General features: G+C 70.3%; 20 protein-coding genes. 14 read left to right on the top strand and 6 right to left on the bottom strand.

The features are described 5' to 3' along the window. Positions 1 to 83 precede the first annotated feature (83 nt). The 5 genes from ACQG07_RS13255 to ispG all read left to right on the top strand — a co-directional run bounded on the left by ACQG07_RS13255 (position 84) and on the right by ispG (position 5,113). Complete coding sequence (locus tag ACQG07_RS13255; RefSeq protein WP_079707172.1) at positions 84 to 1,418, top strand: M50 family metallopeptidase; 1,335 nt, start codon at positions 84 to 86, stop codon at positions 1,416 to 1,418. A 120-nt stretch (positions 1,419 to 1,538) separates the two neighbouring features. Continuing rightward, complete coding sequence (locus ACQG07_RS13260; protein ID WP_124769576.1) at positions 1,539 to 2,747, top strand: sensor histidine kinase; 1,209 nt, start codon at positions 1,539 to 1,541, stop codon at positions 2,745 to 2,747. Beyond that, a complete protein-coding gene (locus ACQG07_RS13265) occupies positions 2,744 to 3,403 on the top strand; it encodes a response regulator (RefSeq protein WP_085513188.1) in 660 nt (219 codons plus the stop codon). Before ACQG07_RS13260 ends, ACQG07_RS13265 begins: the two co-directional genes overlap by 4 nt. 134 nt (positions 3,404 to 3,537) lie before the next feature. Further along, positions 3,538 to 3,876: an SHOCT domain-containing protein gene (locus ACQG07_RS13270; RefSeq protein WP_274500841.1), complete on the top strand. Its 339-nt coding sequence runs from the start codon at positions 3,538 to 3,540 to the stop codon at positions 3,874 to 3,876. Between the two features lie 76 nt (positions 3,877 to 3,952). Continuing rightward, complete coding sequence (gene ispG, locus ACQG07_RS13275; protein ID WP_064295337.1) at positions 3,953 to 5,113, top strand: flavodoxin-dependent (E)-4-hydroxy-3-methylbut-2-enyl-diphosphate synthase; 1,161 nt, start codon at positions 3,953 to 3,955, stop codon at positions 5,111 to 5,113. A 45-nt stretch (positions 5,114 to 5,158) separates the two neighbouring features. Here ispG and ACQG07_RS13280 read toward each other — a convergent pair whose 3' ends face one another. Genes ACQG07_RS13280 through ACQG07_RS13290 form a run of 3 tightly spaced genes read right to left on the bottom strand, consistent with a single transcriptional unit; the run spans position 5,159 to position 8,692 of the window. Next, positions 5,159 to 6,466 carry a DUF6716 putative glycosyltransferase gene (locus ACQG07_RS13280; protein ID WP_426738504.1) on the bottom strand — a complete coding sequence of 436 codons (1,308 nt, stop codon included), beginning with the start codon at positions 6,464 to 6,466 and terminating at the stop codon, positions 5,159 to 5,161. A gap of 31 nt (positions 6,467 to 6,497) precedes the next feature. Beyond that, complete coding sequence (locus ACQG07_RS13285; protein WP_426738505.1) at positions 6,498 to 7,427, bottom strand: N-acetylneuraminate synthase family protein; 930 nt, start codon at positions 7,425 to 7,427, stop codon at positions 6,498 to 6,500. Next, positions 7,424 to 8,692 (bottom strand): acylneuraminate cytidylyltransferase, encoded by a 1,269-nt coding sequence (locus ACQG07_RS13290; protein WP_192018564.1) that lies wholly within the window; start codon positions 8,690 to 8,692, stop codon positions 7,424 to 7,426. Before ACQG07_RS13290 ends, ACQG07_RS13285 begins: the two co-directional genes overlap by 4 nt. Before the next feature lie 198 nt (positions 8,693 to 8,890). Here ACQG07_RS13290 and ACQG07_RS13295 point away from each other — a divergent pair, with 198 nt between their 5' ends. Genes ACQG07_RS13295 through ACQG07_RS13325 form a run of 7 tightly spaced genes read left to right on the top strand, consistent with a single transcriptional unit; the run spans position 8,891 to position 16,220 of the window. Continuing rightward, entirely contained in the window at positions 8,891 to 9,892 is a 1,002-nt protein-coding gene (locus tag ACQG07_RS13295; protein ID WP_064295340.1) for an AAA family ATPase, read from the top strand. Positions 9,893 to 9,896: 4 nt separating this feature from the next. Beyond that, positions 9,897 to 10,787 (top strand): DUF58 domain-containing protein, encoded by an 891-nt coding sequence (locus ACQG07_RS13300; protein ID WP_426738506.1) that lies wholly within the window; start codon positions 9,897 to 9,899, stop codon positions 10,785 to 10,787. Further along, positions 10,774 to 11,241 carry a hypothetical protein gene (locus ACQG07_RS13305; RefSeq protein ID WP_079002737.1) on the top strand — a complete coding sequence of 156 codons (468 nt, stop codon included), beginning with the start codon at positions 10,774 to 10,776 and terminating at the stop codon, positions 11,239 to 11,241. Before ACQG07_RS13300 ends, ACQG07_RS13305 begins: the two co-directional genes overlap by 14 nt. After that, the gene (locus tag ACQG07_RS13310; protein WP_137243278.1) at positions 11,232 to 12,230 is read left to right on the top strand and encodes a vWA domain-containing protein; all 999 of its coding nucleotides are present in this window, start codon (positions 11,232 to 11,234) and stop codon (positions 12,228 to 12,230) included. The genes ACQG07_RS13305 and ACQG07_RS13310 overlap by 10 nt, the downstream gene beginning before the upstream one ends. Beyond that, positions 12,227 to 13,267 carry a VWA domain-containing protein gene (locus tag ACQG07_RS13315; protein WP_159879161.1) on the top strand — a complete coding sequence of 347 codons (1,041 nt, stop codon included), beginning with the start codon at positions 12,227 to 12,229 and terminating at the stop codon, positions 13,265 to 13,267. The genes ACQG07_RS13310 and ACQG07_RS13315 overlap by 4 nt, the downstream gene beginning before the upstream one ends. Then, positions 13,264 to 14,421 carry a hypothetical protein gene (locus ACQG07_RS13320; protein WP_426738507.1) on the top strand — a complete coding sequence of 386 codons (1,158 nt, stop codon included), beginning with the start codon at positions 13,264 to 13,266 and terminating at the stop codon, positions 14,419 to 14,421. Before ACQG07_RS13315 ends, ACQG07_RS13320 begins: the two co-directional genes overlap by 4 nt. A 41-nt stretch (positions 14,422 to 14,462) precedes the next feature. After that, positions 14,463 to 16,220, top strand: coding sequence for a proline--tRNA ligase (locus ACQG07_RS13325; protein ID WP_274500847.1), 1,758 nt, complete (start codon positions 14,463 to 14,465; stop codon positions 16,218 to 16,220). 47 nt (positions 16,221 to 16,267) lie between these two features. Here the strand turns inward: ACQG07_RS13325 and ACQG07_RS13330 are convergent, their stop codons facing one another. The 3 genes from ACQG07_RS13330 to ACQG07_RS13340 form a co-directional block, all read right to left on the bottom strand. Beyond that, positions 16,268 to 17,194, bottom strand: a complete 927-nt coding sequence (locus ACQG07_RS13330; protein WP_426738508.1) for a hypothetical protein — start codon at positions 17,192 to 17,194, stop codon at positions 16,268 to 16,270. 99 nt (positions 17,195 to 17,293) lie between these two features. Next, entirely contained in the window at positions 17,294 to 17,974 is a 681-nt protein-coding gene (locus tag ACQG07_RS13335; protein ID WP_274500850.1) for a response regulator transcription factor, read from the bottom strand. Further along, positions 17,971 to 19,638 carry an ATP-binding protein gene (locus ACQG07_RS13340; RefSeq protein WP_426738509.1) on the bottom strand — a complete coding sequence of 556 codons (1,668 nt, stop codon included), beginning with the start codon at positions 19,636 to 19,638 and terminating at the stop codon, positions 17,971 to 17,973. Before ACQG07_RS13340 ends, ACQG07_RS13335 begins: the two co-directional genes overlap by 4 nt. 249 nt (positions 19,639 to 19,887) lie before the next feature. On the opposite strand from ACQG07_RS13340, the gene nusA reads away from it, so the two are divergent. Together nusA and ACQG07_RS13350 are read left to right on the top strand one after the other, a co-directional pair. After that, entirely contained in the window at positions 19,888 to 20,889 is a 1,002-nt protein-coding gene (gene nusA, locus ACQG07_RS13345; RefSeq protein WP_079707160.1) for a transcription termination factor NusA, read from the top strand. Between the two features lie 5 nt (positions 20,890 to 20,894). Further along, the gene (locus ACQG07_RS13350) at positions 20,895 to 21,164 is read left to right on the top strand and encodes a YlxR family protein (RefSeq protein WP_137243273.1); all 270 of its coding nucleotides are present in this window, start codon (positions 20,895 to 20,897) and stop codon (positions 21,162 to 21,164) included. The last annotated feature ends 140 nt before the right edge of the window (positions 21,165 to 21,304 follow it).

Below are 21,304 nucleotides of genomic sequence, written 5' to 3' on the forward strand. Positions count from 1 at the left end.
TGCCCGTCCATCGTCGGAAGCTTCCGAGCGGCCGTACAGCCGGCGTGCAGCCGGTGACCCGACCGCGCGAGTAGGGTTACGCCGTGGAATCCGTCCTCCTCTACCTCCTCGGCATCGTGATCGTGCTCGTGGGCCTCATCGTGTCCATCGGGCTGCACGAGGTCGGTCACCTCGTGCCCGCGAAGCTGTTCGGCGTGCGGGTAACCCAGTACATGATCGGCTTCGGTCGCACCATCTGGTCGCGCCGCAAGGGCGAGACCGAGTACGGCGTCAAGATGATCCCGCTCGGCGGCTACATCTCGATGATCGGCATGTTCCCGCCCAAGCAGCCCGGCGGTGCCGCCCGGAACGCCAGCACCGGCTTCTTCGACACGCTGGTCCAGGACGCGCGGGAGGCGAGTGCCGACACGATCGGCGCCGGCGACGAGGAGCGCACCTTCTACCGGTTGCCCGTCTGGAAGCGGATCGTCGTCATGCTCGGCGGGCCGTTCATGAACCTCGTCCTCGCCGTCCTGTTCATCGGTATCGCCGTGTCGGGGTTCGGCGTCCCGCAGCAGAGCAGCACGCTGACCTCGGTGTACGAGTGCGTGTTGCCGTCCACCAGCGACCGCCAGAGCTGTGCAGCGGGGGATCCGCAGGGTCCGGCGGCCGCCGCGGGTTTGAAGCCGGGCGACACGATCCTCTCGATCGACGGCACCCCGATCTCCACCTTCGCCGAGATCTCCGCGGCCGTGCAGGATTCGCCGGGCAAGCCGTTGGCCCTCGAGGTCGCCCGCGGAGAGCAGCGACTCGACCTCACCCTGACGCCGCTGCTGCTCGAGCGGGACGTCGTCGACGCCGAGACCGGCAAGATCGTCACGAACGCCGACGGCTCGGCGAAGACCCATGAGGTCGGCTTCGTCGGCATCACCCCGCAGCAGCAGATGGTGGCGCAGCCCGTCACCACGATCCTGCCGACCGTCGGCGACACGATCGCCCGGACCGCCAACATCATCCTGAACCTGCCCCAGCGACTCATCGACGTCGGGCAGGCCGCGTTCGGATCCGGCGAGCGCGACCCCAACGGGCCGATGAGTGTCGTGGGCGTCGGACGGGTCGTGGGCGAGGTGGTCAGCCTCGACGAGATCCCCGTCGCGTCGAAGGCGGCGACCGTGTTCGGCATCCTCGGGTCGCTCAACGTCGCGCTCTTCGTCTTCAACCTCATCCCCTTGCTGCCCCTCGACGGCGGGCACGTCGCAGCAGCGCTCTGGGAGGCGATCCGTCGCCGCTTCGCGAAGGTCTTCCGACGTCGCGACCCGGGACCGGTGGACGCGGCGAAGCTCATCCCGCTCACCTTCGGCGTGGTGATCGTCCTCGGCGGCATGAGCGCGCTCCTCGTGTACGCCGACATCGTCAAGCCGGTCAACCTCTTCGGCTAGGCCGACGCGACCGGAGCCCGCGGGACCGTCCCATCCCGGTACGGCCGTACTCCCCGGGGAGTACGGTGCAGGCTCCGTGCGGGCGACGCGGCGGCTCCGACCCGCGAGTAGCATGCAGGGATGGCATCGGTCGAGACGGGTTCGGCACCCTGGACGACGCCGAGCGATCGCCGACCCGGACGCCCCGTCTGGCGCCTCTGGGCGCCGGTGGTGGTGTCCTTCCTCGTCCAGGTGCCCGCGACAGCGGTGCTCGCCCTCCACGGTTCCTTCGGCCCGGGTGCCGGTGCCTCGGGGTGGTCCCGTTCCTCGGCAGTCCTCCTGGCACTCGCCGGCGTGCTCTGCCTGCTCGCTGCCAGGCGGTCGCCCGGGCCGACGGTCGCGGCGGTCGCCGTGCTGTCGACCGCCTCGATGCTGACGGGTCCCACCTGGGGCCCTCCCGCCGTGGCGCTGGCGTTCGCCGCGGGTTCCGGCATCGTCCGTGGGGCGCGCGGCTGGGCCTATCCGTCGCTGGGACTCGGGTGGGCGCTCGCCCTGACCGTCGCGCTCGCCGTCGGTTGGAAGGTGTCGGGCTTCCGTGTCGGGGCCACGACCGCCCTCGTCATCGTCGCCGTCCTCCTCGCCGAGGGACTCCGCACCCGGCGCGAACAGCTCGACGCGGATCGCCGGCGTCAAGGTGAACGCCGGGCATCCGCCGCGCAGGAGGAGCGCGTGCGCATCGCCCGTGAGCTGCACGACGTGGTCGCCCACTCGCTCGCGCAGATCACCGTCCAGGCCGGCATGGGCCTGCATCTCATGGACACCCAGCCCGAACGTGCCAGGGAAGCTCTGACGAACATCAAGGGGTCGAGCAAGGCGTCGCTCGACGAGGTCCGTGGCCTCCTCGACGTCCTCCGTGGTGCCGATGCGGCCCAGGATCCCACGACCGGCGCGCCGAGGCGACCGGGGCCGGATCTCGAGGCACTACCAGTCCTCGTCCAGTCCCTCCGAGACCAGGGCGTCGACGCGGTACTCGAGCTGCGCCTCGTCTCCACGCCCGGCGCGGCCGTGCAGCAGGCGCTGTACCGGATCGCGCAGGAGAGCGTCACGAACGTCCTCCGGCACGCGCAGGCCGGACGGGTCTCCGTCGAGCTCGTCGAGGTCGACGGCACCTATCGCCTGCTCGTGGAGGACGACGGGGTCGGTGCCCCACCCGGACCCGCGGAGCACGGCAACGGCCTCCTCGGCATGACCGAGCGCGCCGAGCTCCTCGGCGGCACCCTCGAGACCGGGCGGAGTCCGCTCGGCGGCTTCCGTGTCACGGCCCGGGTGCCGGTCCGAGGCGTCGCATGATCCGCGTGGTCGTCGCCGACGACCAGGCACTCATCCGCGGCGGGTTCCGCGCCCTCCTCGACGCGGAGCCCGACATCGCGGTCGTCGGTGAGGCGGCCGGTGGGGACGAGGCGCTCGTCGTCGTCCGTCGGGAACGCCCGGACGTGGTCCTCATGGACATCAGGATGCCCGGAGGGGACGGCCTGGCCGCAACCGAGGCCATCGTCGCGGATCCGGCGCTCGAGGCCACCCGCATCATCGTCGTCACCACCTTCGAACTCGACGAGTACGTCGCGCAGGCGATCCGGGCAGGTGCGAGCGGCTTCCTCGTGAAGGACACCGAGCCGGCCGAGCTCATCCGGGCCGTCCGAGTGGTCGCGTCGGGTGACGCCCTGCTGTCGCCCGGGGTCACGAGGCGGCTGCTCACCCAGGTCGCCGGAGCGATCGCCGCGCCGCTCGACGACGCCGTGATCGCCGGGCTCACGGAGCGCGAACGCGAGGTGCTGGGGCTCGTCGGACGCGGACTCACCAACGAGGAGATCGGAGGGGCGCTGTTCCTCAGCCCGCTCACAGCGAAGACCCACGTGTCGCGCATCATGTCGAAGCTCGCCGCGCGCGACCGGGTCCGCCTCGTCGTCATCGCCTACGAGACCGGGCTCGTCAGTCCCGGCGTCTGAGCGACCGGTGGTCGTACTCCCAGGGGAGTCAAGTGATCCGTCCCGTCGTCGGATGCCCTCGGCCACCATCCGGAGGAGGCTCGGGGTCGTGATGCGGACGACGGTCGTCGTCCGCCCGACGAACGGAGTCCTCCATGTCCACCTCCCTGATCGTGCTCGCCACGACCGCCATGCATCCCGGCGGTCCCGGGCCGGGGCTCCACCTCCTCTGGCTGCTGCTCATCCCCGCGTTCTGGATCGCCGTGATCGTCCTCATCGTCGCGCTCGTCGGTCGGCGGTGGCGTCGCCGAGCCTGGTCCGGGGCGTCCCCGGACGGCCACCAGGGTCCGCCGTGGGCCTGGCGCCAGGACGGGTCGCGGAGCGCCGAGCAGACGCTCGCCGAGCGTTTCGCCCAGGGCGACATCGACGACGTCGAGTACCGGGAACGGCTCGGCGTCCTGCGAGCGAATCGCGAGGCACCGCCCGCCCGTTGACCGTGGATCGCGACGTCCCAGCAGGCATTCAGCTCACGGGGAGCCTGCGGGGCGTCGCGCGCGTAAGCTGAGGCTCGTGGTAGCTATCAATCTGGGTCTTCCGTCGGTTCCCGAGACGCTCAGCCCGCGGCGCAAGTCGCGACAGATCAAGGTCGGCAAGGTGCTCGTCGGCGGCGATGCCCCGGTGAGCGTCCAGTCGATGACGACGACCCAGACGACCAACATCAACGCGACCCTCCAACAGATCGCCGAGCTCACGGCCTCGGGCTGCGACATCGTCCGCGTGGCCGTCCCGACCCGCGACGACGCCGAGGTGCTGCCGATCATCGCGAAGAAGAGTCAGATCCCGGTGATCGCCGACATCCACTTCCAGCCCGCCTACGTCTACGCCGCGATCGACGCGGGGTGCGCGGCCGTCCGGGTCAATCCCGGCAACATCCGGAAGTTCGACGACCAGGTCGGCGAGATCGCCCGGCGCGCGAAGGCCGCCGGCGTCTCCCTCCGCATCGGTGTCAACGCCGGTTCCCTCGACCCGCGGCTGCTGCAGAAGTACGGCAAGGCGACCCCAGAAGCGCTCGTCGAGAGCGCCGTCTGGGAGGCGAGCCTCTTCGAGGAGCACGACTTCCACGACTTCAAGATCTCCGTCAAGCACAACGACCCGGTCGTCATGGTGAAGGCCTACCGGCTGCTCGCCGAGCGCGGTGACTGGCCGCTGCACCTCGGCGTGACGGAGGCCGGTCCATCCTTCCAGGGCACGATCAAGAGCGCGACCGCCTTCGGCATCCTGCTCTCCGAGGGCATCGGCGACACCATCCGTGTCTCGCTCTCCGCGCCGCCGGCGGAGGAGATCAAGGTCGGGCTGCAGATCCTGCAGTCGCTGAACCTCCGCGAGCGCAAGCTCGAGATCGTCTCCTGCCCGAGCTGTGGGCGCGCGCAGGTCGACGTCTACAAGCTCGCGAACGACGTGACCGACGGCCTCGAGGGGATGAGCGTCCCACTGCGCGTCGCCGTCATGGGCTGCGTCGTGAACGGCCCCGGAGAGGCACGCGAAGCCGACCTCGGCGTCGCGAGCGGCAACGGCAAGGGCCAGATCTTCGTCAAGGGCGAAGTCATCAAGACCGTGCCGGAATCGGAGATCGTCGCGACGCTCATCCAGGAGGCCAACCGCCTGGCCGCCGAGATGCCCGCCGACGACACCTCCACGGGCGCACCGGTGGTGACGGTCGGCTCCAACTGAGCCTGGAGCGTCGCCCGACCGGTCTCCGGTCGAGCGGCGCTCCCGTCAGCGGGCCGTGCGGTGACGAGCCCCGTGCGGAGCGCGCACCGGCGTCTCCGTCTCGATCGGCGCGAGCCGACGGGAGGGGATCGGTTGGCGCTCGGCCGGCTGGACGCCACGAGCGCGACGGACCAGACGGCGAGCGATCTGCAGTGGCCGCCCGATGACGAAGGCGACCGTGCCCAGCGCGCTCGTGTCGGCCCGCCCGAACGCCCGACGCCGCTCCCAACCGGTGCGGAGCATGCCGCCGCGACTCTGTCGTGCCCGAGGACGGATCGGCAGGGTCCCGAGGTCGCGCGCGGCGAACGCCTCCTCCGACCGCTGGATCCAGTCGTCCTCTTCGGCGGGGTGGAAGTAGTTCTGCTGCAGCCAGTCCGGGTTCGGGTGCCGGAACCGGGCGGCCATGAGGTCGTCCTTGGAAGCCAACAGCCCGCTGCCCTCGAAGACGGTGTTGATGAGTGCCGGGTCCACACCGAAGTCGTCGAGCAGGATGACCGGGACCCCGGCCGCGATGGCCTCGATCGCGGCGGTGGAACTCACGGTGACGAGCCCGGCCGCGTGGCCGAGGTGGACCGCCATCGACCCGGTGGCGACCCGCAGGTTGTCGGGTGTCGGACCGGTCAGGAGGGTGTCGAAGGGGTAGTGCTCGTGATGGGTCTGCGGGTCGCCGGCGAGGCCGCGCACCTTGATCACGACGTCGAGGTCGCGGTGCCGGTTCGCGAGGGTCCGCAGCCAGGACAGGATCCGGAGCCGGTCGCCGCGATCGGCCGGGACGGTGGCCTGGGCGGCGAAGACGACCCGGGTACGCGGGGCGGGCTCGGCCGGTGACTCGGTCGCCGTGTCCGTCAGGAACGGCAGGGTCGCGAGCGCGAACGCCGGCTCGACCCCGTGCGTCAGCGCGAGTTCACGGTAGGCGGCGACCTCGCGGTGGCTGTGCAGGACGAAGACGTCCGCCTGCGCGCGGAGGAAGATCCCCTTCCACTTCGCCGGGATGGAGATGCCGGGGAGACCGGTGAGCAGCACCGGGCGGGTGGAGCGCCCGAGCGCGAGGAGTTCCGAGATGACGACCTCGGCGACCGGCCCACGCGTGGAGACGAACACGCCGTCCGGCTGCTCGGTCCGGATGAGGTCGACAAGTCCTCGGAGCGACAGGCGACGGACGGTCCGCCCCTCGAACGCCGTGTGGAGCAGGGCGATGTCCACCTGCCGGTCGGTGGCGGACACGTCGCTCTCGATGAGGACGAGGTCGACGTCCCAGCCGGTCGCGCGGGAGAGGGTGGCGGCGCCCCACTTCACGAAGGAGTCGGAGTCCACCACCCCGATCACCCGACGGCGGGGCCCATGATCAGGCATCGACCCTGCGCAGCTTCGCGAGTGGGGCGAGTTCACCGGGGAAGATGCGCTTGACGCCGTCACCCATGGCGGTCTCGATGACCCGGATGTCGCGGACGAGGTTCGAGAAGCCGTGCGGTTCGAGCGATGCGGCGTGGTCCGAGCCCCACATGGCACGGTCGAGCGTGATGTGGCGTTCCACCATCGTGGCCCCGAGGGCGACCGCGGCGAGGGAGATCTGCAGACCGGTCTCGTGGCCGGAGTACCCGATCGGCACACCGGGGTACCGGGCGGCGAGGCTGTCGATCATCCGGAGGTTCGCCTCTTCGGCGGGCAAGGGGTACGTGGAGGTCGCGTGCAGGATGACCAGCGGCGAGCCCCGGAGGATCTCGACTGCGCGGTCGATCTGCTCGAGCGTCGACATGCCGGTCGAGAGGATGATCGGCTTCCCGGTCGCGGCGAGACGGGTCAGGAGGCCCGAGTCGGTCACGGAGGCGGACGCGACCTTGTGCGCGCTGACGCCCAGGTCCTCGAGGAAGTCGACCGACGGTTCGTCCCACGGGGAGGCGAACCAGCTGAGGCCTCGCAGGGTGGCGTGGTCGCCGATCTCGATGTACTGCTCACGGTCGAACTCGACCCGGTAGCGGTAGTCGAGGTAGCTCATCTCACCCCACGGCGTCTGCCGCGGGACGTCGCGCATGTGCGCCGGCGTCGAGATCTCCGGCGAGCGCTTCTGGAACTTGACGGCCTGTGCGCCGGCGTCGGCGGCCACGTCGATGAGTCGCTTCGCGAGCTCCACGTCGCCGTTGTGGTTGAGACCGATCTCCCCGATGACGTACGCGGGGGCGCCGCCGCCGACGGGGATGCCGTCGATGCGCACGGGAGACGGCTGCGTCCGGCCGTCGAGGTCGGTGGTGTCGTTCGCGTCCTGGTGGATGCTCATGGTCGTGCTCCGTTCGATTGCAGCGTGGACAGCTTCAGGGGGTCGAGGGTCGCGCGTGCGGCGAGGACGAGGTCGGCGAGTTCGCGGACGGCTCCGTCGCCGCCTCGGCGTTCCAGGACGAGCCGGGAGACGGCACGGGCCTCCGGGTGCGCATCGGCGACGACGACCGGCCAGCCGACGATCTCGAGGGCCGGGATGTCGTTGACGTCGTTGCCGAGGTACGCGATGCGGTCGAGTGGGACACCCTTCGCCGTGGCCCAGTCGCGGAGTGCGGTCGCCTTGTCGGCTGAGCCGTACACGACGTCGACGCCGAGTTTGGCCGCGCGTGCGGCGACGATCGGGACCCGCTCGGTCGACAGGATCAGGAACGGCAGCCCGGCCTCGCGCAGCTGACGGACGCCGAGGCCGTCACCGCGATGGACGCTCACCCGTTCGACTCCGTCGGCGTCGATGCTGGCGCGGTCGTCGGTGTGGACCCCGTCGAAGTCTGTGACGACGGCGTCGACGTCGAGGTGGTGCTCCGAGCGTTCTGACCCCGATGGGATCCCCAGCTGGCGTTCGGCGAGTCCGGCGATCGCCTCCGCGACGAGCAGATCCTCCGGCTCGTCGATGTCGAGTGCGGCGAAGGACCTGGTGACGGCCGGCGCGATCCGGCCGAAGAAGCGGTGCCGGGCCTCGAGGAAGCCGTCCGTGTCGAAGACGTAGAACGAGCCGGTCTCGCGGTACTGCGGCGCGCGGTCCTGCCGTCGGGGACGCTCGCGGTGGTCGTGACCGATCCCTCGGGCACCCTTCGTCTTCTCCGTCCAGAGGAAACCGTGGTCGAGCACCGCGGCGAAGACGGAGTCCGCCCGCCCGGAGGAGACCAGGGCGACGGCGTCGTCGAGTGCTTCCACGTCGAGGAAGGGCGACGTCGCCTGCGCGAACACCGTCACGGGGGTCAGCTCGCCGCGCTCCGCGAGGACGCCGAGCGCGTGGAGGAGCGCGGCCTCGGAGGAGGTGCTGTCCTCGGCGAGTTCGGCCGGCCGGTCGATGACCTCGGCACCGGCGGCGACGGCGGCGGCGGCGAGGTCCGGGTGATCGGTCGTGACGACCACGCGCGAGACGCCACCCGACCGCAGCAGACCCTCGACCGATCGCGCGATGAGGGTGCTCCCGCGGACGGTCCTGAGGTTCTTGCGGTGGATCCCCTTCGAACCGCCCCTGACCGGGACGATCGCCGTCGCGCCGTCGGTCTCCGGGTGCCTCCCGTGCGCTGCAGATGTCATCGATCCACGGTAGGAAGCGGCGGTGGACGCGAGGGGGACGGCGGGCGAACGGCGGCCGACGCCCTGGTGGCCATCCGGTGGCCGAGGCGTCCGAGCTCCGGATCTTCACACGTAGACTGTTCGGACCGCCGGGTTCCACCAGGCGGATCCGCGTTCGACGGTCATCCGTCCGGACCGCCAGCCTCGCCAGGGAGACCAGTGACCGTGACGCCGAGCACCCCCATCGCGCCAGCCGAGCTGCAGCGGGCCCGCAGCATCCTCTCCGAGATCGTCGGTGCCTACGACGCGAAGGTGGTCGGCCAGCAGGGCCTGCGCACCACCCTGCTCGCGGCACTCGTCTCGGGCGGGCACGTCCTGCTCGAGAGCGTCCCAGGACTCGCGAAGACGACCGCGGCGGAATCGATCGCCCAAGCGGTGAACGCCTCGTTCAAACGCATCCAGTGCACCCCCGACCTGTTGCCGAGCGACATCATCGGCACCCAGATCTACGACGCCCGCACCGGCGCGTTCCAGACCCAGCTCGGTCCCGTGCACGCGAACTTCGTGCTCCTCGACGAGGTCAACCGGTCGAGCGCGAAGACCCAGAGCGCGATGCTCGAGGCGATGCAGGAACGCCAGACCTCCATCGGCGGTACGCACTATCCGCTGCCGAAGCCGTTCTTCGTGCTCGCCACGCAGAACCCCATCGAGCAGGAAGGCACGTACCACCTGCCCGAGGCGCAGCTCGACCGCTTCCTCCTCAAGGAGGTCCTCGACTACCCGACGATCGGCGAGGAGGCCGAGATCGTCCGTCGGGTGAACTCGGGTCTCTACGAGACCGACCAGGACCGCCCGGGGGTGAGCCTCGAGGACGTCCTGTTCCTGCAGTCCCTCGCCAAGCGGGTCTACCTCGACGCATCGATCCTCAACTACATCGTCCAGACGGTCTACGTCACCCGCCATGCGAGCGACTACCTGCCGCCGAAGCTCGCGAGCTACATCGAGTACGGGGCGAGCCCGCGCGCCAGCATCGCGTTCAGCACCGTCGCGCGGGCGCTCGCGATCCTCGCCGGCCGCGACCACGTCATCCCCGAGGACGTCAAGGGCTACCGCCACCAGGTGCTGCGGCACCGCATCATCCTGAACTTCGAAGCCGCGGCCGACGACGTCTCGCCCGAGACGATCATCGACGCCGTCTTCGGAGCGGTCCAGGCGCCGTAGGCCCGTGTCAGCCCCGCTGCTCCACCGGGTGAAGTCCAAGCTCTTCATCCACGCCCACCGCCGCGTGCGGGGGATGCTCGACGGCGAGTACCGTTCGGTGTTCCAGGGGAGGAGCCTCGACTTCGACGACCTCCGCGAGCACACCCCGGGCGACGAGATCAAGGACATCGACTGGAAGGCGACGGCCAGACACGGTGCTCCACTCGTGAAGCGCTACATCGCCACGCGGAAACACCAGGTGCTGTTCGTCGTCGACACGGGTCGTGATCTCGCGGCGCTCGCCGAGGGTGGGAGCACCAAACGCGAGGTCGCCATCCTCGCGGTCGGCATCCTGGGATACCTCGCGATCCGGCACGGCGACCTCGTCGGTCTCGTCGCCGGCGACGCCGCCGCACCGGAACTCGTCCGACCCGCCGGCACCGAATCGGCACTCGAGCGCCTGCTGCAGCACATCGACCGGCGTGCGTCGCTCGCGGCACCCCAGAGCGATCTCGACGAGTTGCTCGGCTACGCGGCACGGTCGGTCAAGCAGCGCTGTCTGCTCGTGATCGTCTCGGATGACGAGGAGATCACGCCGAAGCGGTCGGAGATCCTCCGCCGCCTGCACGTCCAGCACGAGGTGCTCTGGATCTCGGTCGGCGACGCCGACCTCATGCGGGCGGAGTACACCGGTCGGGCGATGGTCGACGTCGCCGACGAGCGGTCCCTGCCGGCCTTCATCCGGTCGGACGACGCGCTCCGTCGTGAGTTCACCGAGGCCGTCACCAGCGCCACCGCCCGACACCTCGACCAGCTCGAGGAACTCGGCATCAGCGGTCAGCGCGTGACCGGAGCCGACGACGTCGTCCCCGTCCTCTTCCACCTCCTCGAGGCCCACCGACATGCCCGGCGATAACGGCTACTACGCACCGGTCCAGTACACGCTGCTCTGGCCGGTGCTCGGACTCGTGCTCATCGCGCTCGTGATCGGGTGGTACGTCTGGATGCTCGCCCACGTGCGCCGTCGCGCGCGCGGGAGCGCGCCGCGCCCGGCGCCGCAGCCGTCGCCGACCGTCCTGCGCGACCGCTACCTCGCACTCATCGGCGAGATCGAGCGCGAGCACGGGGACGGCGCCCTGAGTACGCGGCGCGCCCACCAACGGCTCGGCGCGATCCTCCGGATGTACGCGCACGAGTCCAGCGGCGTCCGCGCCCAGGTCATGACCCTCGCAGACCTCGATCGCGCCGGACTCGCGCCACTCAGTCGTGCCGTGTCGGCCTACTACCCGGTCGAGTTCCGCGAGGCCGAGACGGGCAGCGTCGCCGAGGCCGCCACGCTCGCCCGCCAGGTGGTGACGACGTGGAGCTGATCTACTGGTGGATGCCGCTCGTCTGGCTCCTCGCCGTGGCCGCGGTGGTCGCCGTCGTCGTCCTCGTGGCCCGCACCGGGCGGCGCCGGAAGGCGAACGCCGAGCCCCTGTGGGTCGCGCACTCCGAACGGCTCACCGCGCTCCCCGGTTACCGTCGCGCGCTGTCGCGGTACCGGCGCCTCATCATCGCGACGATCGCCGCGCTCGGGGTGCTGCTGCTCGCCGGCACGGCCCTCGGGTCACGCGTGGTGAGCACGACGGTGTTCCAGCCCGAACTGCGCAACCGCGACATCGTGCTCTGCCTCGACGTGTCCGGGTCGATGACGGAGTACGACGCCGCGCTGGTCGGGGTGTTCGAGAAGCTCGTGCAGCGGTTCGACGGTGAGCGGATCGCGCTCGTCCTGTTCAACGCGTCCGCGACCACGTACTTCCCGCTGACGAGCGACTACGACTACGTGGCAGCGCAGCTCGACCACCTCGTCGAGGACCTCACCTCGCCGGAGAGCGACTACGAGTACTGGAACGGCACCGATCTCGGGAACGGCTCGTCCCTCATCGGCGACGGTCTCGGGTCCTGCGTCATGCGGTTCGACCAGGTCGGCGAGGAACGGTCGCGCTCGATCGTGCTCGCGACCGACAACTACGTCGCGGGCGAGCCGATCCTCACGCTCAAGGAGGCCGGCGCCTACGCGAAGGCGCAGGACGTGACGGTGTACGGGATCAACCCCGGCGACGTCTCCAGCAAGGACTACCTCGACGACCTCGCCGCGGAGATGGACGAGGTCGTGACGTCCACCGGCGGGGACTACTACGCGCTCGCCGATCCCGGCGCGGTCGGCGGCATCGTCCAGCAGATCACGGCGGAGCAGACGAAGACGCTGAAGGGCGCCAAACAGCTCGTGCAGGTCGACGAGCCGTTCGTGTTCGTGCTGGCGGCGTTCGGCGGCCTCGCGGCGCTCATGCTGCTCGCCTGGAGGTTGCGCCGATGACCATCAACCCCGTTCTGCCGATCTGGGCCGTCGCCGTGCTCGGCACCGTCCTCGCGGCCTTCGCCGTCTGGCAGTTCCTCGCCGGGGTGCGGCGGCCAGGAGCCTGGCATTGGATCGCCCGACTGGCCATGGTCGTCGTGCTCGTGATCATCGCCCTCCGACCGACCATCCCCGGCAACCATCGCCCACCGTCCGCGATGGGCGACCTCGACGTCTACTTCGTCGTGGACACGACGAGCTCGATGGCTGCCGAGGACTGGCCGGACGAGACCGCGTCGGGGACGGACGAGAACGGCGCCCCGAAGCCGCCGACCCGACTCGACGGTGCGAAGGCCGACATCACCGGTATCGCCGACCGGCTGGCCGGTGCCCGATACGCCCTCGTGACGTTCGACGCCGTGGCCGTCCAGCGCATGCCCCTCACGACGGACGCGACGGCGCTCCGGTCGGCTGCGGAGGCGATGACGCAGGAGATCACCACCTACTCCCGCGGCAGCAGCATCGACGCACCGGTGGAGTTCATGACCACGCTGCTGACCCAGGCCGAGGAGCAGGAGCCGGGTCGGAACCGGATCATGTTCTACCTCGGTGACGGCGAGCAGACGAGTGGCGCGGCCCCCGGGTCGTTCGAGAGCATCGCACCGCTCATCGGCGGCGGTGGCGTGCTCGGCTATGGGACCGAGGCCGGTGGGACCATGCGCGAGTTCTCCGGGTACCAGGACGGCAGCGTCCGCTACATCCAGGACTACTCGACCGGTGAGCCCGCCGTGTCCCGGCTGGATCCGGGCGCACTCGAGACGATCGCGTCGCAGCTCGGCGTCGAGTCGGAGATCAGGACACCGGGTGCGTCGCTCGACGACGCACTCGACGGCCTCGCCGTCGGCGGCGTCACCGTCGAGGATGAGGTGGACATCCGGCGCACCGATGAGCTGTACTGGGTGTTCGCGCTCGGGTTCGGTGTGCTGCTCCTCACCGAGCTCCCCGGCCTGGTCGGCGCGCTGGGCGAGCTCCGACGGACGAAGGGTGGGCAGGCATGACCCTCTTCGATGATCGGACCCGCACCGACCGGCCCGACGATGCGCCGCGCAGCCCTGAGCCACGGCCACGACTCGAGGAACCGCGGCGTCCGCCGCTGGCCCCGGCCGAGGTTGCCCGGTTGCGCCGTCGGCTGTTCTGGTGGTCCCTTCCGCTGGTCCTCGTCGCCCTCGTCGTCGGGGTCAAGTTCGTGAGTCTGCCGGTCGTCGCGCAGTCGGCGATCGCCGAGTACCGCGCCGAGGACTACTCCGGGGCGCAGTTGAGCGCGGGCCACCTCTTCACGGCGAACGTCGTCGAGCCGTGGATCGCCTGGTTCGACCGGGGCACCGCGGCCGCGGCCGGACAGGACTGGGTGCAGGGGACCGACGACCTCGGCAAGGCGCTCGAGCTCGCGCCGACGGAGGAGACCGCCTGCATCGTCCGGGTCAACCTGGCGCGCGCGTACGAGACCCAGGCAGACGAGTACGTGAAGGGCCAGTTCTTCCAGGGCGCCATCAACCTCTACGACACCGCGAAGCGCATCGTCGACGAGGGCGAGGGCTGCTTCGAGGGGGAGTCCCAGGATCAGAACGAGGACCCGCAAGACTCTCAGGACCCGCAGGACCCCCAGGACCCGCAGGACCCCCAGGACCCCCAGGACCCGCAGGACCCGCAGGACCCCCAGGACCCGCAGGACCCGCAGGACCCCCAGGACCCCCAGGACCCGCAGGACCAGGGTGATCAAGGTGGTCAAGGAGGTCAGGACGACCAGGGCGGTCAGAGTGACCAGGGTGACCAGGGTGACCAGGGTGACCAGGGCGACCAGGGTGACCAGGGGGACCAGGGCGGAACCGGGCAGCAGCCCGACGTGATCGATCCGAAGGGTACGCCCGGTGAGAACCTGCAGGACACCGGCGATCGCATCGACCGCAAACGTCAGGATGCGACCGACCAGCGCGACCGGTCCGGCGGGCAGGGCCAGCAGGATCCTTCGAACGGGGGACAAGGCGACGGCGACTCGAGCGGCTCGAGCGGTACCGGTGACAGGGAGGTCGACGGGAAGGTCGACAAGTTGAAGGACGCCGGCCAGGACGCCCAGCAGGACAAGTCGACCGAGGACGCCAAGAACCGCGGTCGGAACAACGACAACGGGAACTTCGCCGATCGCCCCTGGTAGCGGTTCCGGGCGGCCTGCGTGTGACGGACTAGCATGGACAGGTGGTTACGCGCCTTTCGAATTACTTCCTCCGTACGCTCCGTGAAGACCCTTCCGACGCGGAGGTGACGAGTCACCGCCTGCTGGTGCGGGCGGGGTACATCCGACGCCAGGCGCCGGGTGTCTTCGCCTGGTTGCCGCTCGGGTTGCGGGTGAAGAACAAGATCGAGGCCATCGTCCGCGAGGAGATGGCGAACGCCGGCGCGTTCGAGGTGCACTTCCCCGCGCTCCTGCCGCGCGAGCCCTACGAGGTCACCGGCCGATGGGAGGAGTACGGCGACGCCCTCTTCCGCCTGCACGACCGCAAGGGTGCCGACTACCTGCTGGCGCCGACGCATGAGGAGGTCTTCACCCTGCTCGTGAAAGACCTGTACTCCTCCTACAAGGACCTGCCCCTGTCGATCTATCAGATCCAGGACAAGTACCGCGACGAGGCCCGTCCCCGGGCAGGCCTCCTGCGCGGTCGTGAGTTCACCATGAAGGACGCCTACTCGTTCGACGTGTCCGACGCCGGGCTCGACGCGAGCTACCAGGCGCAGCGCGACGCCTACGAGCGCATCTTCACGCGGCTCGGCCTGGAGTACGAGATCGTGCAGGCCGACGCCGGCGCGATGGGCGGTTCGCGGAGCGAGGAGTTCCTGCACCCCACCGCGGTCGGTGAGGACACCTTCGTGCGTTCGGCCGGCGGGTACGCCGCCAACGTCGAGGCTTACACCACCGAGGTCCCGGAGGCCCGCCCCATCGAGGGTCTGGCACCCGCGACGGTCTTCGATTCGCCGAACACCCCGACGATCTCGACGCTCGTCGACCTCGCCAACGAGCGACACCCGCGCGACGACGGACGGGCCTGGACGGCCGCCGACACGCTCAAGAACGTCGTGCTGGCGCTCCAGCACCTCGACGGCACGCGCGAGCTGGTCGTCATCGGCCTGCCGGGCGACCGCGACGTCGACCTCAAGCGCGTCGAGGTGGCCTTCAGCCCCGCGGAGGTGGAGGCCGCGACCGAAGCGGACTTCGCCGCGAACGCCGGGCTCGTCAAGGGCTACATCGGACCGTGGTCCCCGCAGGGGCCCGTCCTCGGTGAGGAGTCGGCAACGGAGATCCGGTACTTCCTCGACCCCCGGGTCGTCGACGGCACCGAGTGGATCACCGGCGCGAACGTCGATCAGCAGCACGTCTTCGGCCTCGTCGCCGGGCGCGACTTCACCGCCGACGGCTTCGTCGAGGCGGCGGAGGTCCGCGCCGGCGACCCCGCGCCCGACGGCTCCGGACCGGTCGAGCTCGCTCGAGGCATGGAGATCGGACACGTCTTCCAGCTCGGGCGCAAGTACGCCGAGGCGCTCGGACTGAAGGTGCTCGACGAGAACGGCAAGCTCGTCACGGTGACCATGGGCTCCTACGGCATCGGGATCACGCGCATCCTCGCGATCATCGCCGAGGGCAACAACGACGAGCGCGGTCTCATCTGGCCGAAGGCCGTCGCCCCGTTCGACGTGCACGTCGTCGCAGCAGGACGCGACGCGGCGATCTTCGAGGTGGCCGAGGAACTCGTGGCCTCGCTCGAGGCGAGCGGGAAGGACGTCCTCTACGACGACCGCACCGGCAAGGTGTCCCCGGGTGTCAAGTTCGGCGACGCCGAGCTGATCGGCGTGCCCGTCGTGGTGGTCGTCGGTCGCGAGGCCACCGAGGGCTTCGTCGAGCTCTGGGACCGGGCCGCCGGCACGAAGGACCGGGTCGCGATCGCCGACCTCGCCCTCTGAGCCGCGAGAGCGCAGTAACGGTCGTCTTCCGCAGGGAATGACGACCGCTACTGCGCTCTCGCTGCGTGGAGGTGCCGGATCCGCCTGAGGAACTGCTGTCGGCGGGCGAAGAGGTCGTCGGCAGTGACGCGGATCACCCGCCACCCTGCATCTTCAAGCAGTTCCCGCCGATGGATGTCGTCCCGGAACCGGTGGCGCTCGGTCCGGTGGAAGTCGCCCTCGTATTCGTACAACAGTCGCGCGCGGGTGTCCGCGAGGTCCGGGTGGAGCGTCAAGCCCCCGTGATCGACGACGACGGGGTGTCCGACGAGCGGCTCGGGAAGCCCCGCTTCGACGACCGCGAGGCGGAGGAGCGATTCGGGACGGGAGTCGACGCCGGCCCTGACGCGTGCTGCGGCCCATCTGAGCGCAGCTGCTCCGCGTCGTCCTCGGTGCTCGAGGGCCGCCTGCCGGAGATCGGCGACGGACGCGAGCACATCGGTCCGATCCGTCCCCGTCCGCACGCCGGACACGATGCGGTCCCCGACGGCGACGAGTTCCTCCTGTGGCAGGACATCCGCGAGCGAACGCCAGGTGTCGAGTGCGGCGGTCACCGGGTGCCCATGGGCGAAGGCGACGACGGTCTCGGGAGCCAGGCGATGGCCGACGATGCCACGCGCTCGGGGAGGTGTCGTCCCGTCGCGTGCACCGACATGGAGCTCCGGCGCGGAGGCGACCCGGGGTGGGAGGGGCAGGTCGAGGAGCAGGGCCGCGGTGACGTGGCTGAAGACCCGCGAGCGTCCGAGGAGCGGTTCGTACGCCCGACACCGTCCGCGCACGGTGTCGAGATCGACGCCGACCGTCCGCACGCCGCGATGCGGGGCCGAGAGATCCCGCCCCCGCAGACGTCCGATCGACTGGCCGTGCAGTCCGACGTCGTCGGTCGTGAACGCGCGGCCGACGAGATGCGCGGGCAACGGTCGAGGGGGTCGCATCCCCATACCTTCGCAAGCCGGCGGAATCCTGCCCCAGCGTTGTCCACAGCCGCGCGCGAGAGCGCAGTAACTGTCGTCATCCGTGGGGAATGACGGCCGCTACTGCGCTCTCGTGCTGAGGCGGTAGCCGGCTCCGCGGACCGTCGCGATGGCGTCCTTGCCGATCTTGTTCCGGAGATACCGCACGTAGACGTCGACGACGTTCGAACCGGGATCGAAGTCGTAGCCCCAGACCCGGCTGAGGAGTTCCTCCCGGCTGAGGATCTGGTCCGGGTGGCGGAAGAACTCCTCGGCCAGGGCGAACTCGCGGGTGGACAGCTCGACGGGCACCCCGTCGACGAGGACGCGCCGTTCGCGCAGCTCGAGCTCCAGATGACCGATCGACAGCCGTTCCTGGACGGCGGTGGTGGACGCCGGTGCCCGCTCCGCCAGGCGTCGGCGGATCCTGGCCAGGAGCTCCTCGAACCGGAAGGGCTTCGACATGTAGTCGTTCGCCCCGCCGTCGAGGCCCGCCACGAGGTCTCGCGCGGAATCGCGGGCGGTCAGGATGATGACGGGGAGCTCGCTGCCGTCGTCGCGGAGCCGTCTGAGCACCTCGAAGCCGTCGACGCCGGGGAGTCCGATGTCGAGGACGAGCAGGTCGAAGTCGCCGCTCTCCGCCAGCTCGACGACCTGTGATCCGTCGACCGTCACGTCCGCCGTGTGGCCGGCGGCACGCAGGCCCTTGCTCACGAACGCGGAGATCCGCGTCTCGTCCTCGGCGACCAGGATCCGGCTCATGCGTGGTCCTCCGGCGCACTCCGCCGAGCCGAGGTGTCGACGAGGTCCGGGAAGTCGTCCTCAGGGGACGGTGCTCGCGAGCGTGGTGGTGCGTCGTTCGCGGGGCGTGCATCGCCGGGTGTCGGCCCGGCCTGCATCGCCGCGGTCGTCTGAGCCTCAGCGGCGTCCTGAGCAGCTTGCGCCTCTCGCAGCGCGATCGCCTGGGCCATCGCGCTGCGGGGGATCGCCGCGGTCTCGTCCGGGTCGAGGTCGAGGTCCGCGTCGGACCCCTCGTCGTCGTCCGCCACCGCGAGCGGCAGTCGGATGCTGAAGAGGGAGCCGGCCTGCTGCGTGTCCTCGACCTCGGCCCACCCGCCGTGTGCCGCGGCGATCGCCTGCACGATCGACAGGCCGAGGCCGGAGCCTGCGACACCCCGTCCACCGCTCACCCGGGTGAACCGGTCGAAGATGCTTTCGCGGAGCGCCTCCGGCACCCCGGGCCCGTCGTCGGCGACGGAGAGCACGAGCGCCGGGTCGTCCGACTCGTCGAACCGGCTCGAGATCACGATCGTCGACCCGGCCGGGGAGTACTTCGCGGCGTTGTCCGCGAGCTGCAGCCAGGCCTGGGCCAAGCGCCCGGCGTCGACGTCCGCGGTGAGTGCGGCCTGCTCGCCCAGGGTCCACTCGTGTTCGGTCGAGATCGCCGTGGCCTTCTCGTGGACCGAGGCGGTGAACGCCTCGATGTCGACCGGTTCCCGGTCGAGGGTCGACGCGAGTCCGGCCGTCGAGAGTTCCGTGATGTCGGCGACGAGGGAGCTCATCCGGTCGAGTTCGTCGAGGGCGAGGTCGCGGGTGGCGGCCACCTCCGCGGGGTCGGACGGATCAAGGAGCTCGAGGTGTCCGCGCACGATGGTCAGCGGCGTCTTCAGCTCGTGGCCGACGTCGTCGAGCAGCTGGCGTTGACTGGTGAAGGCCTCGTCGAGCCGGTCCAGCATGCCGTTCACGGTCGTGGTGAGCTCCGAGACGTCGTCGCGACCGACGACCGGGATCCGCTCGTCGAGGTCCGACTCGGTGATGCGGGCGGCGGCGTCCCGCAGCAGTCGGATCGGGTGGAGCAGTCCACCCGCGAGCTGCCAGCCGACGAGGCCGAGCAGGAGCAGGCACACCACGGCGACGACGATCTCGACGGCGAGGATGCCTCGGGACTCCGCGAGTGCCGCGTGCACGTCGGTGGCGATGACGACGTGGGCGACGTTCGGGTCGCCGACGACCTGCACCGGGATGATCGCGTACCGCACGGTGCGGTCACCGGTGGCCTCGCCCGTGACGACGCCGCGGGACGACCGCGCCGTGATGGTGTCGAGCAGCTGCGGGTCGTCGTCCAGGCGGAACGCGGACGGGGCGCTGGGCGCGACCGTCGAGCCGTCGGCGCGCACACCGATGGCGGTCTCGTCCTCGGCGAAGATCCAGCGTCGCATCACCGCGTCGACGGCCGCGTCGCTCGTCGCCGGGGCGTCGGCGGAGTCGCCTGAACCGACCACCATGAAGGCGATGAGCTCGGCGCTGTGCGCCAGGCGGGCGTCGATGGTCGCAAGGGTCTGCTGCCGGCCGAGCGTGTAAGTGGAGACGCCCACGAGCGTCATAGCGAGCGTCGTCGCGAGCAGGATCGCGACGAGGATCCTCACCCTCGTGCTCCGCATGACGTTCCGCAGCTCGCCCAAGACCATTGGCCAATCATGTCACCCGCCCCGAGACGCGGTCGAGCCGGGGGCGGGACCCTCGAGGACGCGCGGGGGCTTCCCAGCTGGGTGGATGACGTACCCCTCGGCATCCGGTACCGTAGACAGACGGGTTCGGCAGCACGGCAGCAGCATGCCCGTCGTGCCGCTGCACGTCTTGCCGCGGCACCACCAGTTGAATAGAGGAGGCCATCGATGGACATCGATCTCGGTTTGTTGAAGTCGATCGAACGCGAGAAGGAGATCCCGTTCGAGGAGCTCGTCGTGATCATCGAGCAGGCCATCCTGAGTGCGTACCTGAAGAGCACCGAGGGTACCGACACCACGGCGCGCGGCGACGTCCCGGCAGCGCGGGTCCAGCTCGACCGCAAGACCGGCCACGTCGGGGTGTTCGTGCCCGAGTTCGACGACGAGGGTGTCCTGATCGGTGAGGCCGAGAGCACGCCGGACGACTTCGGCCGCATCGCCGCCTTCGCCGCGAAGCAGGTCATCTTCCAGCGGCTCCGCGACATCCAGGACGACGCCGTCCTCGGTGAGTTCAAGGGTCGCGAGGGCGACATCATCGCGGGCGTCATCCAGCAGGGCCCGAACCCGCGCATGATCCACGTCGACCTCGGCACCATCGAGGCGATCCTCCCGCCCGAGGAGCAGGTGGCCGGTGAGGAGTATCCGCACGGTGCGCGCATCCGCGTGTACGTGACGAGCGTGACGAAGGGCCTCAAGGGTCCGCAGATCACCGTCTCGCGCACCCACCCCGGACTCGTACGGAAGCTGTTCGCCTTGGAGGTCCCGGAGATCGCCTCCGGCATCGTCGAGATCGTCTCGCTTGCTCGCGAGGCCGGACACCGGACCAAGATCGCGGTGAAGGCGAACGACCCGAGCATCAACGCCAAGGGCGCCTGCATCGGTGAGCTCGGGCGTCGTGTCCGCGCGGTCACCGACGAGCTGGGCGCCGAGAAGATCGACATCGTCGACTACTCGCCCGACCTGCCGACGTTCGTCGCGAACGCGCTCTCGCCGGCCAAGGTCACGAGCTCGTACGTCATCGACCAGTCACTGAAGGCCGTCCGGGCGCTCGTGCCGGACTACCAGCTGTCGCTCGCGATCGGCAAGGAGGGGCAGAACGCCCGTCTCGCCGCCAAGCTCACCGGCGCCAAGATCGACATCCAGCCGGACTCGATCCTCGAATCGGACTGAGCCGGATGGAACCGGTGCGGACCTGCGTCGGCTGTCGCCGTCGCGAGCCGCGCTCGGCATTGCTGCGCGTCGTCGCGGTCGAGGGGGCGCTCGTCCCCGACGCCGCGACGCGCCTGCCGGGCCGCGGATCCTGGGTGCACCCGACGTCTGCGTGCGTCGACCAGGCGGTGCAGCGTCGGGCGTTCACGAGGGCGCTCAGACTGACCACGGGACCCGACGCGTCGGCGGTCCGGGCCTTCGTGTCGACGGAACCGGCCGCGCCGACGGCTGAATGACGTCGTCGGGCTCGAACGACCGGCTCACGATCCGGTGGTGAGCCCGCACCCAGGGTCGGGGTGTACGATGGTGAGTGCACGCGAGAGCGCTCCGGCGCACACCGTGCTTCCCACCGCAGGTATCAGGCCCGGATCCCGGG

The organism is Plantibacter sp. 2H11-2 (genome assembly GCF_050031945.1).
Classification (GTDB): Bacteria; Actinomycetota; Actinomycetes; order Actinomycetales; family Microbacteriaceae; genus Plantibacter; species Plantibacter auratus.